This window comes from Aliivibrio sp. S2TY2, from assembly GCF_028765525.1.
Lineage (GTDB): Bacteria > Pseudomonadota > Gammaproteobacteria > Enterobacterales > Vibrionaceae > Aliivibrio > Aliivibrio finisterrensis_A.
Map to the genome: position 1 here is coordinate 135412 of NZ_JARACS010000009.1, position 16686 is coordinate 152097.

Here is a 16686-nt window from a genome sequence, read left to right on the forward strand (position 1 = left end):
TATGGCTAAGAAGAATCAAGTCGCCACTCGTATTAATGATATTTGGGAAGATGAATTTAATCTTCTGTTTGAATCTTTTAAAAGTGAATTAGATGGGCCAAATCTTGAAAAAGGACCAATGTGGTCGGCTGTACCTGAATTGGCATTACCTATTAACGCTCTTACTGGACGGTTTTACTCGGGAATAAATGCCTCTAACTTGGAACGTCATTTAGTTAATAACTTACATGAGTCAGGGGATTGGGATAATCGCTTTATTGGTTTTAATCAAGCGAAAAATATTGGTCTTAAGATGCGTAAAGGCTCTAAGGGCAGCAAGGTCTTATTGTATAAAACGCATAAAGAAGTAAAAGATAAAGACGGCACTAAGACGATGGAGAAGCTTGAAAAGCCTTACAGGAGTTATCAGACTGTCTTTCATATGAGCTGTTTTACAAATGCGCCACCTATGCCAACACTGGAAGAGCTCAATATTACTAAAAAACCATTTGAAAAAGACCAAGCAATTGAAGAGTTCATTCGCGGTAGTGCGGAAAAAATGAATGTAGATATTATCTTTAGTCATTGTGATTCAGCTCATTACTCACCTAAAGATCATGCTATTCAAATGCCGCACCCTAATTTATTTCGTTCTAAGTCTTCATTTTATGGTGTTTCTTTTCATGAAATTGGCCACGCTACAGCCCATGAAAGTTGTATGAATCGTGATGTGAAAGCTCAAAAAGGAGAAACAAAAAAACAAGCTTATGCTCGTGAGGAGCTGGTCGCAGAATTTACATCTTATATGTTAGGTAAAAAGCTATTCAGAAACATTGAAAGTAAACTTAATGCTCGTTACTTAGGACACTATTTGGATGAGTGCAAAGACCCTAAACAGGATTTCGTAGACTCATTATTTCAAGCTGAACGTTGCTCTAACTTTATTGTTCAATCATCGGGAATGAAACCTGAAATTGATGCTTACAAAACTGAATTAGAAGCACGATGTAAAGATGTGTTTTCACAGTCAATGGAGCGTTTTTTAGAAAAATCCCAAGAGATCAAAAAACAAGAATCAGAGCCGTTAACTGTGGCTTTTTAAGTTTTTTGAATTGATGGTTATGTTACAATACACAACGTCAGTTAAATAATATTTTTAGTTATAAAAGAGGTTTCTATGTATTCACCAGATGATATCAATTACTTTGCTTTTATTGGTCAACAATACCCTCAAGAAAGCGTAGTAGTCAGTAAAGAGCGTATTTTTATGTCGTTATTTACCTATAATAAAAATTACGTAATTCTAAAAGTACTAAATAGTAAGTCAGTTAATAACATTACTGATGTCTCCCTTTCTATCTATCGAGAGGGGTGCGCTATGGTTTTAGGTGCTCATTGGCGCACTAAATTGAACTCAAGCAACTTTACGAGTTTAGTTCCGATTAATCCTCAAATAATTGATTTTCCAATCTATCCAACGGTAGGCGAAGTTGCTACCTTTGAAGTGCATTTTGTTGATGATATGACAGGGCAACTATTGAAAGTCATTTCTTTCATCCCTCAATCTAATGATTTTACGCAATCTTTTGTAAATGAGTTTAGTGAATTAAAAGCTGAACCTTATCAGACAGTACATTTCTCGCGTTCATTTGCTAAGTTTAATCAACTATCATTAGTGGCTATGGAAGACGCTATTATTTTGTCTTCTCCAGCTTCAATAATTAAAAAAGTAGCAGAAGAAAATGAGCCTCAATTCTTCACGATGAATGCAAAAGAAGATGGTTTACCTTCTTTAGAAGAGGTGGAAGAAGAGGCGTTTAGGTTGCAAGAGGAGAACGCTTAATGCTTCGTTTTGCATTGATTTTATCTGTATTACTTAATGTGGTGGCATGTTCCACCACTGAGGAAGCAGTTCAACAAACTCAGCCTGTATTATCATTATCTTCTATAAATACAGATCTAATTTATTATATTGAAAAGTGGGCTAATCTCGATACACCAAGTAAGCCATTAATATACTTAAGTAATGACCCTCAATTTATGACAGAGCAATTATCCGCTAATTGGTGTGGTGACGCTGTAGATAGGGTTTTGCTAGTCAATGCATTGGATTCATTATGTGATGATTCTGAAGGCTATAGAGATGGCCAATATTGTGTAAAAGAGGATATTAAAGCCCCTATCTTTGCGTACTCATTTGAACCTTCCCAATCTGCGGTATGTGACGATTTAACTCAACATGACTTAATGGTTACGGTCCCATTTAATCCTGAAAATCAAGCATGGTTAGATCATGTTCGTTCGCTTGGGTTCTTAACTCACAAGCAACGAGAAATGAAATTATTTTGGGATGAAGAGCTTACTCAACGAAAGTTAAAACGAGAGAAAGCGGAAGCGTTAGAGGTTTTACGTACAGAACAACGAGCCTTCTATCAAAATAAATTTGCGATAGAGGGGAAGTATAATCATGTTGTTTGTAAGTTAGATTCTAATTCAGGGCTGCTTATGAATAAGTATATTGGTCGTGTTTTAGCAACGTTTGATAATGAAGTTCAAGTACAACTTATTGACTATACTGGCCGCCTGAAAGCCCCTGATTTTCAGAAAAATAAAGTAGTAAGTGAATCATATGCCTTATGGGAGATGTGCGATGTCTGATATTTATATGAGTGGGACATTATTTGGAGATGCAAGCATTGGTATTGTTCAATATGAGGCATTGCGTTGGTTTAAAGAGTGTGAACCTCAAATAAAAAGCATGGTAAGTGATCTTCTTTCTGGTCAAGTTAATGAGCTATCAGAATTGCTTAATGATGAAGATAATCAGCGAAGTTTTTACTTATCTCATGTCGAATCAGTTGATATAACGTTAGGGCCAAGGTTCGCGAGGGCATGTGCGATTGCTTATTATGACCGAAATGACTTACCTCAATACTCTTCAGGATTACTAGGTTTAAGGCATGATGAGTCTTTTTTTCATAGCTGGGTCGATATGGTCAGAATTGAGCAATACCATGTCATTTTAGAGTTGGTAATGAATATCTCTCAAGATGTCACAGGTCGTTCGTTTAATTATTTATTTGAATTAAACTTTAATGACGTTGTTATCGAACCGATAGTAAACACAGCAGAATATCAAAAAGAGGTCTTTGGCATTGCGAGTTCATTTCATCATTTATTACAAATATCACCAAGTTTGTATAGTGCGGATTTTTCAAGAAATTTACCGATGAAATCAAATATATGTCCTTTTAAATATCAACAGGCGCGTAGTCTTTATGAGTTGCTAAAGCAGTATGATTTAACATTTGATAGTTACAATCTGAAGGATTTATCGGGGCTGATATTAAGTAACTCGTTGTTAGGAGTAGATAGCTATCAAGATTATTCTAATGTGGTTTCAAAATGGTTGGATCATTCATTGTTAATGCAGGCTTCAAGCTTAGCAAGGCATTAAATACGCTCTATGATATGTTTATATATTGATATACTAATGAGCATGTATTTTCTTAATTTATTGCACTAAGACTACCATAATGACGCATGCTTGGTGCTCCCAACGCCATTCAGTCATAACTTTAAATATGTTGTTTACCTCTTCGGCTCCCTCACATTTAAGCCTTCGCGTTTCATAAACGATGGCGTTTATCCAATCTCTTAATTGTATAAAAGCAAGAACAGGATGACTTTCTGATTCTTGGCTGATTAAACGAGTTCTATCTGATGACAGTGTATAGTTCTTTAACTGCTTTCCTTCTCCCGTTGTTAGTTGATGATAGATATTTAAAAATGTTTGGCTTGTTTCACTTGATAGTGTTACCCCTTCAATATTATTCATTGGCAAAAATGGAACATTATTTAATTGGTCCTTTTCGTGCCGTATTTGATGGGGTAAATGAAGCTTCAATGGAAAAAATTTCAATTTTGCTGTGGAACTGATTGAAAAAACAGGCGGTATGTCTGTTGTATCATACGTATCCATACATATTCCTTCTCCTTTAACTTAGGTTGCAGCCAGAAACTCTAGCGTTAGTTTTTAATGGTTTTTTGTTTTTCAAAAAAATGGGGACATCTATTTTTTGGCCAATTCGTTGCTCTATTTCAGCAGTAGTTACAATGTAGTTGTCAATTTGATTTGCTGTAGCTGTAGGAGAGTTTGGGATCCACCATGCAATAACTTCATTCCCGTAATAAGCAACTTTCCAAAATGCTTCAGGGGCTTTAATGCCGTGGCTGATCATGAAGTCACCATTTTCAGGGGTTTCTCCAGTGAATACACCACCTATCACTGTTACGTCAGATTTATCTCTTCTGCACTCTACATATTGCTCAGTGACCAGCCATGAGCCCCTGTTCATTTGAGCTGCTTGCGGTAGGACGTTTGTCATAATATTGCTTTGTTTAATCGCTAAGTCACTACTATCTTGCGAATTTGCAGGGACCAAATGGCCTCTATCATATTTAACGTCATCTTTTTTTGTTTTGTATGTTGATACTGATGTTTGTTGGCATTTACTTGGTAAATTAGGGTCACGAAAAAATCGATTATAGCGGTCGTAGTTTGCAATATCTTTGACGGCAACATACTTCCATTGAATCGCACTTTTGGTTTCACAATTAATCCAAATATCAAAATTCTTATAAGCAATCTGATAAATAGGATCTGCATGTACTGATAGTGGCAATATTGAGGCTAATGTCAGTGAAGCAAAGCAAGCAGTAGCGATTATTTTCTTTTTGAATGGTATGAGCATGTTTTTCACCAAAATTACAACGTTAGAATATCATTGTAATAGCATTATATAAAAAATAAAGTTGATAGTGATTATATGTGAATTATTTGTGATATCAAATCTGACGTTTGTTGTATCTTTATGGTTTATTATCAAATTTAAGAATATTTTAAGTATTTTCCTGAAAAGTGTTTTCTGTGTAATTTGGTTTGTTTTTTATGAAAATTAACCACTATACATAGGTGACCGCTTTATGAAAAAAACATATAATAACTACGTTAAGTGATGGTTATAAAGTTAGCGCAACAAAATAACCCTTTTGTTGCGCTAATTATGACCCAAAGGAGTGTTGTCTCAATGCGATAAGATTATGTATGTGCATTGTGAGTCTATAGGTGACACTGTAACTGTTTAAAATTGTTCTAACAATTAGGTGGATTAGGTTGATTATGGAAAATTTACTAGAGCTTTCTAAGATGGATGTTAAACCTTCAGACATTAAGGCCTTTGTTTATGAGTTAGCTGAAATGCTGGAGTGGGATATGAATGATGTTTTATATCGTCAATTATTCGGTGGTGGCTTATTTACATACAAGGATGTTATGTTTTTAAAAGTTCATGAAGGATCTTTTTATTTTCGAGTGCCTGAAAAAATGCTCCAGTATTGGATAAGTCTTGGTAGCCAATTAATACCGAAGGTTAATAATGCAAAGGGTGGAAACAAACGTCAGAGCTTAGCTGCTGAAGAAATTACGTCATTACATGTGGCCATAGAGAATCCTGTAAGTAATCCTTGTAAACGTCCAACGTATTTTTCTACAAATAATTTCTGGTACTCCATTCCAATATCGGTTAAAGAAAAAAATAAAGTAGCGCAAATATTGCAAGGGTCTTACTTGTTATGCGTTAAAGAAGATAACAATATCAGTAAAGCAAATGATTTGAGAAAGCTCCCAAATATAACCGCAGCACTCAAGCGAATTTTAATTAAGGCTGGAGTAAATAATATTCCAGAATTAGAACAGATAGGAGCGGTTAAAGCATTTCGGGCGATCAGGAAAATTAATAGTAATGCCAGCTATGCAATGCTCTTTTCTTTACATGCTGCATTGAACTATAAACATTTTTCATTATTAACTAATAGTGAACGTGAAACTCTAGTTCAACAATATGAAGGAAAAATACAGACCAGAAAAAGTATTCATAACGTTATGGGATGTAAATCATGGGCAATGGCTTAACTCTTTATGAGTCAAGAAATTATATTTTATTAAATGGTGATTCTCATATAACTAATAGAGATTCAATAATCTCGGGGAAGAAAGGTTTTTTAAAAAATGAACATCGTTGGGCTCTTGTTGGAGGTAAACCATTATCGTATGAAGAAGGATTGCATATAGATGATCTATTGAATAGAGATGAGCATGAATATCTGGAAGTTTTTTTAGAAGCAGTTTAGCCATTTATTATATTGTTTAGGAAATATGTTAATTACAGGAAGTTGTTATGAATGCAAATGAAAATTCATTGAAAGGGTCTGATTGTTCGATTCAATCTAAATCCTTAAATGTTAAATTGAATAAGAGAGGTGTTTTATACCTTCTCACATTTATTTCTGGTTTTGCGTCTTTAGGCTATCAGTATTTTTGGTTTAAATCTTTAACCGTTACCGTTGGTGTTGATTTATATTCTAGCAGTGTCGTTATCGCTGGTTTCTTTTTAGGATTAGGCTTAGGCACACTCTTTTTTTCCAGAGATAAATTTCGTGATCTTGCTTATTATAAGCTTGAATTCTATGTTACTGCTTTAGCTATTTTATGCTCATTCATATCGCAATCTCTTTGGCTTTATTTGAACTTATCTGAAATGCTAGGTATTGGCGCACTTGTTGTAACAGGTATCACTTTTGCAATTCCAGCGTTTTTTATGGGGGGGACATTATTAGCATTGATCAGGCTATTCATAAAACTTGAACACCCTTTGCATGAAGGGGTTGTATATGGTGTTAACTTATTCGGTGCGATGTTAGGGCTATTTTTATCAGCTAGCGTATTACTTCCCTTACTTGGTGTGACCAAAAGTTTATACGTCCTTTATTCATTGAATGCTTTTATTGTGGTGGTTGGTTTCTGGGTTGAAAAGAATGTAATAAGTAAACCTCTTCCAAGTAAGGCGACATCATCCGTTTCCCCCCGTTACGATCTTATCGCTCTTTATGCCCTTACTGGTTTCTGCTCACTTTCCTATGAAATATCATGGCTACAATTATTGAATCAAATAATCCCATCAAGAAGCATTAACTATTCAGTCATTGTGACGGTGATGCTTGGTGGCCTTGGTATTGGCAGTACGTTCTTTGCTTCTTTGACATTATCGAGAAAAGCCGCATACCGAAGTGTGCTTATTTTATCTTCACTATCAGTCATATCACCGCTATGTTTTATTTTCTTTTTATCGCAAAGCCTAGCGTTTCATGCGTCCAATGATATTTTTTACTTTGTGGTTTCATTCTTTGAATACTTGAATGGCGACCCATCGGTTCCTCATACTTATTGGCAATTGAGAATATTAGAAGTGTTAAATATATTTCCAATTGTATTGTTTACAGTTTTCATCCCAAGCATTTTGTTCGGGGCTATTTTTCCACTGGTTATCAAAATATCGCGACGTTCTGATGCTGCATTAGATACTGGCGTTTTATTAGGAACTAACACGCTAGCAGGCGTATTAGCAACAATACTTACTGGATTTATATTAATCCCTTCACTTGGTGTGGTCCCTTCATTAAAGGTGATCATGTGGATTGGTATTGTATTTATTACTTTCTTATCATTAAAAAATCAAGGTACTAAAAAGTGGGCATTTATAGCCATATTACTGTCATGTGGTTTTGTCATTCAACACGCACTGCCAACGAACAAAACACACCTTCTATTAGCTGAGAGATATGAGGGAACAGAAACCGAGTCAGTATTTTTTACTGAAGGTAAAGGGTACTCAATTTCTGTTTTTCAGGAAAATTCAGGTAGTGATTCATTTAAGCGATTGTTTGTTCGTGGTGAATCGAATACTGCTGACTCGATGCCTTCTTTACGTTATATGCGTTTACAGTCTTACTTACCTTACTTTGTTCATAATTCAGAGCCAAAAGATGCATTAGTCATTGGTTTGGGAACGGGTATCACGGCTGGTGCTTTCTCTCAGGTTGATTCCATTAAGTCGGTTGATGTATTTGAATTGTTACCCGATATGATTGAAGCAACTCAATTATTCAAAGAGAGTAATTACGATATCGTCAATCAAGATAAAGTGAACGTTACGATTGGTGACGGGCGTCTTCAGCTAGCTAAAACAGATAAGATGTATGACATTATTACTCTTGAGCCACCACCACCGTCAAGTGCTGGTGTTAATAATTTGTATTCTTCAGAATTCTATCAATTAGCTAAAGCCAGAATGAACAGAGATGGAATTGTTGCGCAGTGGTTCCCGTTAACGACTCAGAGCTCTATGGCCTCTCGTGCCATATTAAACACAATGATGGAAAACTTTAAATTCGTTAATGTGTGGTATACAGAAAGATTTGAAGCTTTAATTATCGGCTCAGACCATCCATTTAATAAACTCACGTTTTCTGATATTCAATTCAAATGGGATGCTAACCCTAAGATAGCGAGTTCGCTTGCAGAGGTTGGAATAGAAAACACGACGGATTTAATCGCTACCTATCTTGGGTCTAATAATGATTTTCTCTCTTATTTGAATGACTCTAAGCTTATTACTGATGATAACGCTCTATTAGAAGTAGACCAGTACAACCTATTTATAGATGATATTTTATTTACTTATCAAGAAATACTAACCGTACTTGAACAATCTAAATCTATAGCTGTACCTAAGAGTTACCAGCTTGATTTAAAACACAAGAACCAACTACAACGGTTGATGTTAACGGGTGCTTTCAATAAGACTGATTATGGACGATTTAAAGGTGATCCGTATGTGGATTGGTTGATTTCGTCTCATTCTAAATAGATTGCATAGGTATATTTTAATGAAAAGATTTAGGGGTTTAATAGCAACCACATTTTACTTTATGTTTGTGGCTTCTATTCTGGGTAATTTTTTCTTTGTTATTTTTATTCAATACAAAAGAATAAATGGAGAGAATCTAAATATAGAATCAGGAGTTTATGAGCTACTTATTTTAATGACGAGTGTTTTTTTTGGATTGATGGTTTTGTTGAATGGGAAACGCTTCGAACAAATAAGAAATATAAAACGTTAATAATATTTTTATAAAGGAATTATAATTATTATGATATGTAGAGAACCAATAGGATTAGTTGTAGCAACAATCCTTTCACTTGTTTATGCGGTTGATTACTTCTGGCCAAAACCAGATCTTTGTTATATTCAAATTAATGAAGAACCTTTTGTTGCGAAATGGGTTGAATGTCCTGATGAATACAAAATTGTTGATATTGAAAGTGCAATATTGTTGGCTGATAGTAAAAAAAATGAAATTTAATTAAGGAGATAAATTTGAATGTGATTTTATATTTTGGCGGTGCAATTGCCGCTGGTGTTTTGACATCTGCAACATGTGCTTTGTTTAATTGGCTGGGAAGTAAAAACTACCCAAGCGAGGGAAGTGATGATGTTAATGATAATAGAATAACTAAGAAGCGGCTCGGTTGGCTCTTTGGTTGGGTTATTCAAGGTGTAATTGGTGGGTTTGTTGTTTCGTTCTTATTCGCTGAGTATGTTTTAAGAGATGGTGGAACTGTAGGGATTGTATGGGCGCTGGCTTTTGTTTCTGGTTCAGTCTCGTGGTTGAATTTTAAAGAGTCGATAGAGGCGATAAAGCAATTGATACAGATTGTTAAAGATTTTTTTAAATAGGCTTTAGGTAGAGCAGCGATAATAAAACACTTAGCACTTGATAATGCTGAGTGTTTTTTCTTTATTCTGATCATTAATCATGTTTATAAATAATAAGTGGCGGTGAATTTAACAATGACGGATATGTTATCAATGATAAAAAACTGGTCTCCACCACCATGCCCCTCTTGTGGTGCAGAGGAGATGGAGCATAAACTTTTTACGGTTATCCCAAACCAAGAAAAGCCCCGTTTAAATAGTGGCTGGTATTGCATCATGTGTAAATGTGGACCATATAAATTAGGTAATTTTAGTGAGTCAGATGCTGCTCAATTCTCTTTGATTCTTTTGAATAAATAGGTACTGTTTTTTAGAAAAATAATACAGGTCAATTATCGTATTAAGATTGATATGTAACATTAGTGGTGTTAGATTAACTCTATCGTATATGGATAGGTAATGTAGATCATGAGTGATGTTAAAAAGTATGAATCATGTATAGAAAAAGAGGACCATCGAACTAAAATTACGCATGGTGATTATTCACGATTCGAACCTATGGGGGAAACGGTTTTAAGTAAGTATTTCACCCCAAATAACATATACATCATCACTGGCATGGATTATCACGCTATTAGTGGTGATCTTCATAACCTTACTCTCCATATCCCTAAACATGAAACGTCATACTCGGACTCACAATGCATTTCGTTTAAAGATTTTGAATTGCACTTTACTTATGTCGCTCCTGAAACCGCAGAGAAAGAACGTCGAGAGTTACTTGATGATTTTGAATCGCAAGTCAAAGAAATTCAGAGTGAAATGCAAATGGCATTATCTAACCCTGAATCCATTTATGAATTAATTCGAACATCAAGCAATGAAGAGATAAAGAGTGGTCTCTCTGAAATCGATTTTAGTATACCTGTATTGCCTTCTCCCGAGCATAACCGCAGTAATGAACACACTATCATTCCTTTGGTTAATGGCCAGTCTGTGGACGTTGTACGACGACAGCTACTAAATCAAAAAGCGCTTGGTGAGGTGGTAGGAACATACTCAAAGGTGAAATCCAATGAGTTATCACAAGTGATTTCTTTTAGCGCCTCAATATTAACTGAGAAAGCTCAAGCTGTTCAGGGGCAAGCTCGCTTTATGCAAGACTCAGTTAATGGAGTAATGAGCAAAGTTGATATGTTGAACCTGTACTTAGGTGAAGGGGTTGACTGTTTTACTCTTATTGATAAGCCTGAATCAACCAGCAAAGCTAAGATTAATTTCTTTTGTCATAAGATTTACGCTGATGAAGAAATGCTAACTCATAGTTTATTTTCCGATGGTGAATTTGATTACACTAACGATGACCATTTCTTCAAACGATTGGCTGATGAGCCTGAGTTTTTAGAACGCATCTTACCTAGTGAGCGTTCCGTCATCTGCTTTCAATCAAGACGAGAGAAGAAGGATTACGGTGGTGGTCTTGGTGATCTGATTGCAAATAGAAAAAACCGTAGCGTTGGGTTATTAATTCGTGATGGTCAGCGTGTGAGTTGCATTTACTCCCCAATTGATTATCAAGATCGCTTGTTCCCCACACAAGCTGAGATGGATAGTCAACTGTCTAATGTAATTGATGCCGATGATACTGAGCTTACGGATGCACAAAAGAAGATTGAATCATTAAATCAAATGTATTCTAAAGTCGCGGCAATATTTCAAGGGATCATTGATAGACAAAGTACGGGTGAACATGTTGTTTTTGGTGCGTTAGCTGAGGAAGCTTATGGCGCAAGTTTATTCACCCCTGAACTGATAGCTAAGAACATTAATTTAATTAACGATGAAGATTTTTTAATTGGTGGTGACACGGTTGCTGCATCCCCGAGGAAGTGGCTTGGATCTCATTTTATCTGTGTACACAAAATAAATGACTTTATTGTATTTAATGCAGGGGTGATAACTCCTGAGAATGCAAAAGGTTTATATTACTTTAGCTCAAGTAAATACAATAATTTTGAACCAAGACAGGACTATTACGCTAATGAGCGCTTTAGTGTGCTTATTGTGAGTCAAAGTAAGGGAGCGATTTCAGTCAGTGTACCAACGGTGTATGAGGGTTATAGCGATAAAGCCGATGAGGAGAAGCTTGCTAGAGTTTCAATTAATCCTGAATATACAGAAAACATGCTTAATATGATGTCTATACGACTTTCTGAGTTGGAAACCATTCTTTCTTCTCGCGTAGCACGGCCAACAATTAGATCTCGAATGCAATCACTGATGACCGCCTATGTTTTTCTGAAAAACCTTAACGAAGAAACGCTATCACTCCGCAATGAACTTCAAGATCGTTTACCTGAACTTAATAACGATGATTTACTGCTATTGATCCTAAAGTGGTTATCTAAAAATACCAAAGCTCGCTCAACGTTAGCATTACCATCAAGTAAGTTGATTACCAGTATCGCTAAGTTGGCTCAAGATTCTTACCATGTAGAAGCATCATTCATCGATACGGTTGAATTTTTGGCAAGCGAACATAATAAGAAATTATTATTTATTGCCAGTAATGGGCGTGACTTGGTGGTGGGCGTTGAGGCTACGACCGTTTATGATTTGCCGTATCAATCAAGAGTTCAAGATCAGCATTACGGATATCGCTTCCCTGATTATGTCGAACTTTACTCTGTTATTGATAATCAATGGTCCCAAATTGGATTGTTGACTGATGAATTATTAAGTTATCGCATTGTTCATGTATTTAGTTCTGCGCATTTTTCTGGTATTTCACTGGAAGATGTTGAGAGCATTCATAAGCAAAAGGGGATCAGCAGAATACACTTGCCGTGGGATACTGATAAAGTGGAGTTATCCCCACAAGAGCTGTTAGAGCAAGACATCTCACAATATGTAGCAAGACTAAAAAGTGAGTACGTTAAGCGCTCTTATACCAAAGATGTCGCACAAGCTCAGAAATTATCACAACACTTGAATCGTGGTGATAATCTGTCATCGTCATTTCTTGCAATGTACCAAGAGGGCATTGAAAGTACTGATGACAATACTCGCTGCTCATCGATGTTAGATTTGATGGACGTTATATTATCGAGTAAGGAGATATCTGCGTATAAAAAAGAATACTCAAAATACACTGATGTCCACCACCCAACGTTGCTCCTTCCAACACGATTAATTCAAAAGAGATCTGATTTTTCATCGCTATCAGAAACACATTGGGAAGGAATGGCGATTTACCCAATTAGAATGATTGTGAACCTATACCATTCTCTTTCTGATTTACTACAGTTTGAGCATAAGTCACTAATCTTGAATTTTATTAGCTCACTTCTACAATGCAGACAAGTAGATTCAGAAAATATTTTATCTAAATCGTACCCAAAGGTTGCCCGACTTGTTCGTTCACATTTGTCTGAATTTGAAATGCTAATGATAGTGTCCATCCGTTGTGAGGCGCTTGATGTTGATATCTCTCAATGGCTTATTGAGTCAGGATTCTCAGAAAATACTCTTTCATTATTTGATTTGGGTAATTAGCATGAATTCTAGAACCAAAGAAGCCTATTTTAAGCGCATGTACATTGCCTATCTCATATCGTCGGGTAGAGCTGACACGCAAGCGAAGATTATTGAAGTAACAGGCCTTGGCCAAAGAACCGTGTATACCTGTATTGAATCACTTGCTGATTATGGAATAGAAATAGTGAAGCAGGGAACCGCAAGAAACCAAAGCTACTCTTTAATTAGTTGGGGATTAACCGATCCCAAGCAAATTGCTTTTCAAATAGATGATGTAATCAATTGCGCTGGTTGCACAGCATTGGAGAACACTTAATGGCTAAGGTATTTGCTGTAGCTAAAGAGCAAGGAGTTTTAACGTTGTTTGAATGGAGTAGCAAAGCTGCTTTTAGCAAAACAGAATCCTTTGTTGATTCCAAGTGGATTTATATTGCGACAACGACAGATTATAAAAAGGACGGTTTGTTTAATGCACCAAATGAGGCAATGGAGAGTAAGCGCTCAATAGCTCCTCACAAATATTTTCCATCTTTCTTTGTGTCGAATACGAAAGATGAGATAGAAGCCCACAATATGCTTTACCGTGCGTTTAAGAAGCATTTTAAAGATCAAAGAGAATAAGGTTATATGACATATATAATATCAAAGCCACCACTTGAAGCTGACTTTTCAGAGCTTTTGATTAGAGGTAACTTTATGGCTCATAAAGTTAAAATATGGGTTCATGAAAAACAAAATTACAAACAAGTTTGGGGGCTCATTGAAGTAAATTGGTTAAGTGGTTGCTTTATAGATGAGTACGAATTGGTTGGGAAAGCTAAAGGTATGGTAGTCACTACATTTAGCATTAAAGAAATACCTAATGAGCGATTTAGTTATACAGTAAAAAATGAACACCCAGAATTGCCTTATATGAGTAAATCTGAAATAAGAAAAGTTCTTTGTGAGAAGTATAAATAACCGAAAATTTAAGTTATTTAAAAAAGGATTTATTGGATGATTTACCTAGTTAGTGCTCATAAGTACCCGAGCTTTTTTACTCCACAGGGCAATCTTGTTGATGTCGTGCTTAGCTATGACACCACAAAATGTAGCTCAACAGTGAATGAGTGTGGTGAAGTCTCGTGCCGTGAGATAAAAGCGACTACAGCGGTGTGTGATGATGTTTGGATGGTTAAGAATGTAGATAGTGCAATAGAGACATTAAATGATCATGGGGTGTATCCTTTCAAGACGAAACAAGATGCAAAAAACTTTGCTAAGCACCATGGTCTAGTTGGATTTCGATACTTACCTGTTAAACGCTTAATTTAAGGAATGAATGATGGAAAATAGTATTGCATATCAAGAAGGCAAAAATGCTGCATTAAAAAGAATCGCAATAGAGAACAGTGCGATCATTAAACTTAATGAAAACTCTCAGCGTTATGATGATTTTCTAGCAGGTTTTAATAGTGTTAATAATGATGAGTTAGATTGTGGTTGTGATTCCCTCGGAAGTCAGTGCAGTGTTTGTGACGACGACGAGTGATCCTTTTAGATTGAGAAAAGGTTAGATACTTGGTTAATTTAAGGAATTTAAAATGGAAGATTTATTAAGTGTAGCTCTCTTTATAGGATGGCTTTGTTGTTTATGGGGGCTATGTGGTTTGTTTATCAATTTTTGGTTACGTACCTTTACGCGGATCCTTAATGTAACGGACAGTGAGCGTAAATTTATACAGTCAATCTCTTATCTGAAAGCAATTAGAAAAGGCTTATTTGTATTTATTGATTACAAGAAATTTATCGACAATTTTTTGGAAAAACCAACAACGAATAAGAGGGATTCAGAAGGTATAGAGGTTGATTCAGTTACGGTAAGTGGAAATGGTAAGGGCTGCTAGTTGGATTTCGATACATGCACATTTATTCGGTTAACTAATCATTCTATTTTGCTTGTTTTTCTACCACCTTTTTATTTTGCGTGTATACTTGGTATATTAATTTAAACGCTTACCATCTATACGCACAAAAAAGGAGTGTTTTATGAATGCGTTATTAGCAGAAACATTAATTGATCAAGATTTGAGTCATCATCATAATTTTGAGCAATCTGAAGCTGATACATCATTAATCATGGTCACTAATTTGATTGTTGGTGGTATTGCTCAACATGTTCGTACTGATCATGGATATGCGATTGCTCCAATTCCAAGATATGTCAGAGTAAAAGGGCTACGAGGTAAAGCAAAAGCTAACGAGGAACAAAAAGCAACGGCAGTGAATAATCTTGTTGGTGCGGTAAATGCATTTTTAAAATTGACTACGGATAATAGCGTTAAAGTCATTGATGAATTAGAAAAAAGTGGCATTGAAGAAATATCTGAGTCTGCATTGATTCTTACTCAACGTTTTTTAAAAAAACGAAGCGATTTTATGGCTCATCATAGCCTATTAAATGCGAAAGAGTTTGTTAAGGCGTTAGGTGTAACTGATTCTAATCCAAGCCGTTATATGAACCGTATGCGTGAAAACAACATGGTCTTAGCCGTTAAGATTAATGAAAATTATTCATATCCAGCTTTTCAACTCGATAAAGAAGCAAGCGTTTATACTGAGCTAGTTCAATCTATCCCAAAACTGTCTAAATATATGTCTGGTTGGGATATTTCGTTTTGGCTAACAGAAATGCACACTATAACGCAGTATATGTCAGTACCCGATTTTGATGTGGTGGAACAAAAGGCAAAAACAATCACATCTCTGGACGATATAACCGCTTTTATTGATGATAATGCGGATTCGTCAGGTGTGGTTTCAGCAACCCCATTATCTTTGTTAGAAGGTGGAGAAACAGACTTATTTGATGAGTTTGTTGATTCTATGATTACTGATGAAAAAGAAATTCCGTTAAAAGTAATTTCAGCTTCAACGGAAGGGTAAACGATGAGCGATGAATTGTACGTTTTACCTGAGTTTTCTCGCTTTTATCGTATTCATAGTGAGGTTCGTGACTCGAATGAATTTAACGCTTCAGGAAAAGGTGGTGGTCGCTTTGACCCAATCCGTTTAAGTAGCCAAGATAAGGATTTTGTTGGAGTGCTTTACATTGCCTCTCATTACATTGATGCGTTTTCAGAAACCATCATGCGAGTTAATGACCAAGGGCTGCATAAATTCGTGTCAGCAGATATAGAATTTAAAAAATTAGCTCAACTTGATTCACAACGCGAGCTAGTTTTTTTAGATCTTAACAAAGTCGATGCAATATCAGGGCTATTAGGTAGAGGACAACACTCTTATTCTAAGTTACGTCTATTTGCCGAGACAGTGCTTTGTATTCCTAAATACGAGGACATTGATGGCTTTGTATGGGATGGAATTCAACGTGGGATCAGTGGGCAACGTGTGTTTGTTGTCTTTGGTAAGAATGCGACAAAAAATGATTTTGTTGAGCGTGTTTCAGAGTACTTACTGCATCCGACAGGCATGTTTAAAGTTCAAGATGCAGCGAGAGCATTAGAGTGTCTTATCCCTAACAATGCACTTAATAATTAAAGATAGAGAGTAT

21 protein-coding genes are annotated in these 16686 nt (G+C 35.9%); 19 read left to right on the plus strand and 2 right to left on the minus strand.

Annotated elements, in window-relative coordinates; genetic code table 11:
- Position 1 precedes the first annotated feature (1 nt).
- From PVK63_RS14350 to PVK63_RS14365, 4 genes are all read left to right on the plus strand, one after another.
- Positions 2-1081, plus strand: coding sequence for a zincin-like metallopeptidase domain-containing protein (locus PVK63_RS14350; protein ID WP_192957870.1), 1080 nt, complete (start codon positions 2-4; stop codon positions 1079-1081).
- A 75-nt stretch (positions 1082-1156) separates the two neighbouring features.
- Complete coding sequence (locus tag PVK63_RS14355) at positions 1157-1822, plus strand: hypothetical protein (protein WP_274440625.1); 666 nt, start codon at positions 1157-1159, stop codon at positions 1820-1822.
- Entirely contained in the window at positions 1822-2637 is an 816-nt protein-coding gene (locus PVK63_RS14360; protein WP_192957868.1) for a hypothetical protein, read from the plus strand. The genes PVK63_RS14355 and PVK63_RS14360 overlap by 1 nt, the downstream gene beginning before the upstream one ends.
- Positions 2630-3436: a hypothetical protein gene (locus tag PVK63_RS14365; RefSeq protein WP_274440624.1), complete on the plus strand. Its 807-nt coding sequence runs from the start codon at positions 2630-2632 to the stop codon at positions 3434-3436. The genes PVK63_RS14360 and PVK63_RS14365 overlap by 8 nt, the downstream gene beginning before the upstream one ends.
- Positions 3437-3493: 57 nt before the next feature.
- On the opposite strand, the gene PVK63_RS14370 is transcribed toward PVK63_RS14365, so the two are convergent.
- Positions 3494-3961 carry a hypothetical protein gene (locus tag PVK63_RS14370; RefSeq protein WP_274440623.1) on the minus strand — a complete coding sequence of 156 codons (468 nt, stop codon included), beginning with the start codon at positions 3959-3961 and terminating at the stop codon, positions 3494-3496.
- Positions 3962-3977: 16 nt separating this feature from the next.
- Entirely contained in the window at positions 3978-4733 is a 756-nt protein-coding gene (locus tag PVK63_RS14375; protein WP_274440622.1) for a DNA/RNA non-specific endonuclease, read from the minus strand.
- A 428-nt stretch (positions 4734-5161) separates the two neighbouring features.
- Between PVK63_RS14375 and PVK63_RS14380 the strand changes: the two genes are divergently transcribed.
- The 15 genes from PVK63_RS14380 (at position 5162) to PVK63_RS14450 (ending at position 16673) form a co-directional block, all read left to right on the plus strand.
- On the plus strand, positions 5162-5953 hold the full coding sequence (locus PVK63_RS14380) for a TfoX/Sxy family DNA transformation protein (protein WP_274440621.1): 792 nt from the start codon (positions 5162-5164) through the stop codon (positions 5951-5953).
- Complete coding sequence (locus PVK63_RS14385) at positions 5938-6171, plus strand: hypothetical protein (protein ID WP_192957863.1); 234 nt, start codon at positions 5938-5940, stop codon at positions 6169-6171. The genes PVK63_RS14380 and PVK63_RS14385 overlap by 16 nt, the downstream gene beginning before the upstream one ends.
- 47 nt (positions 6172-6218) lie before the next feature.
- On the plus strand, positions 6219-8747 hold the full coding sequence (locus tag PVK63_RS14390; protein ID WP_274440620.1) for a fused MFS/spermidine synthase: 2529 nt from the start codon (positions 6219-6221) through the stop codon (positions 8745-8747).
- Between the two features lie 283 nt (positions 8748-9030).
- Complete coding sequence (locus PVK63_RS14395) at positions 9031-9243, plus strand: hypothetical protein (RefSeq protein ID WP_274440619.1); 213 nt, start codon at positions 9031-9033, stop codon at positions 9241-9243.
- A 20-nt stretch (positions 9244-9263) separates the two neighbouring features.
- A complete protein-coding gene (locus PVK63_RS14400; RefSeq protein WP_255257978.1) occupies positions 9264-9617 on the plus strand; it encodes a hypothetical protein in 354 nt (117 codons plus the stop codon).
- A gap of 114 nt (positions 9618-9731) precedes the next feature.
- A complete protein-coding gene (locus PVK63_RS14405) occupies positions 9732-9956 on the plus strand; it encodes a hypothetical protein (protein WP_274440618.1) in 225 nt (74 codons plus the stop codon).
- Positions 9957-10064: 108 nt separating this feature from the next.
- A complete protein-coding gene (locus PVK63_RS14410) occupies positions 10065-13151 on the plus strand; it encodes a hypothetical protein (protein WP_274440617.1) in 3087 nt (1028 codons plus the stop codon).
- A gap of 1 nt (position 13152) precedes the next feature.
- Positions 13153-13449: a helix-turn-helix domain-containing protein gene (locus tag PVK63_RS14415; RefSeq protein ID WP_130066549.1), complete on the plus strand. Its 297-nt coding sequence runs from the start codon at positions 13153-13155 to the stop codon at positions 13447-13449.
- A complete protein-coding gene (locus PVK63_RS14420) occupies positions 13449-13754 on the plus strand; it encodes a hypothetical protein (protein WP_192957858.1) in 306 nt (101 codons plus the stop codon). Before PVK63_RS14415 ends, PVK63_RS14420 begins: the two co-directional genes overlap by 1 nt.
- Positions 13755-13760: 6 nt before the next feature.
- A complete protein-coding gene (locus PVK63_RS14425; RefSeq protein WP_192957857.1) occupies positions 13761-14093 on the plus strand; it encodes a hypothetical protein in 333 nt (110 codons plus the stop codon).
- Between the two features lie 36 nt (positions 14094-14129).
- Positions 14130-14447, plus strand: a complete 318-nt coding sequence (locus PVK63_RS14430; RefSeq protein WP_192957856.1) for a hypothetical protein — start codon at positions 14130-14132, stop codon at positions 14445-14447.
- 7 nt (positions 14448-14454) lie between these two features.
- Entirely contained in the window at positions 14455-14664 is a 210-nt protein-coding gene (locus PVK63_RS14435; protein ID WP_274440616.1) for a hypothetical protein, read from the plus strand.
- A 52-nt stretch (positions 14665-14716) separates the two neighbouring features.
- Positions 14717-15019, plus strand: a complete 303-nt coding sequence (locus PVK63_RS14440) for a hypothetical protein (protein WP_274440615.1) — start codon at positions 14717-14719, stop codon at positions 15017-15019.
- Positions 15020-15161: 142 nt separating this feature from the next.
- Complete coding sequence (locus PVK63_RS14445) at positions 15162-16058, plus strand: hypothetical protein (protein WP_274440614.1); 897 nt, start codon at positions 15162-15164, stop codon at positions 16056-16058.
- Between the two features lie 3 nt (positions 16059-16061).
- A complete protein-coding gene (locus tag PVK63_RS14450; RefSeq protein WP_274440613.1) occupies positions 16062-16673 on the plus strand; it encodes an RES domain-containing protein in 612 nt (203 codons plus the stop codon).
- Positions 16674-16686 lie beyond the last annotated feature (13 nt).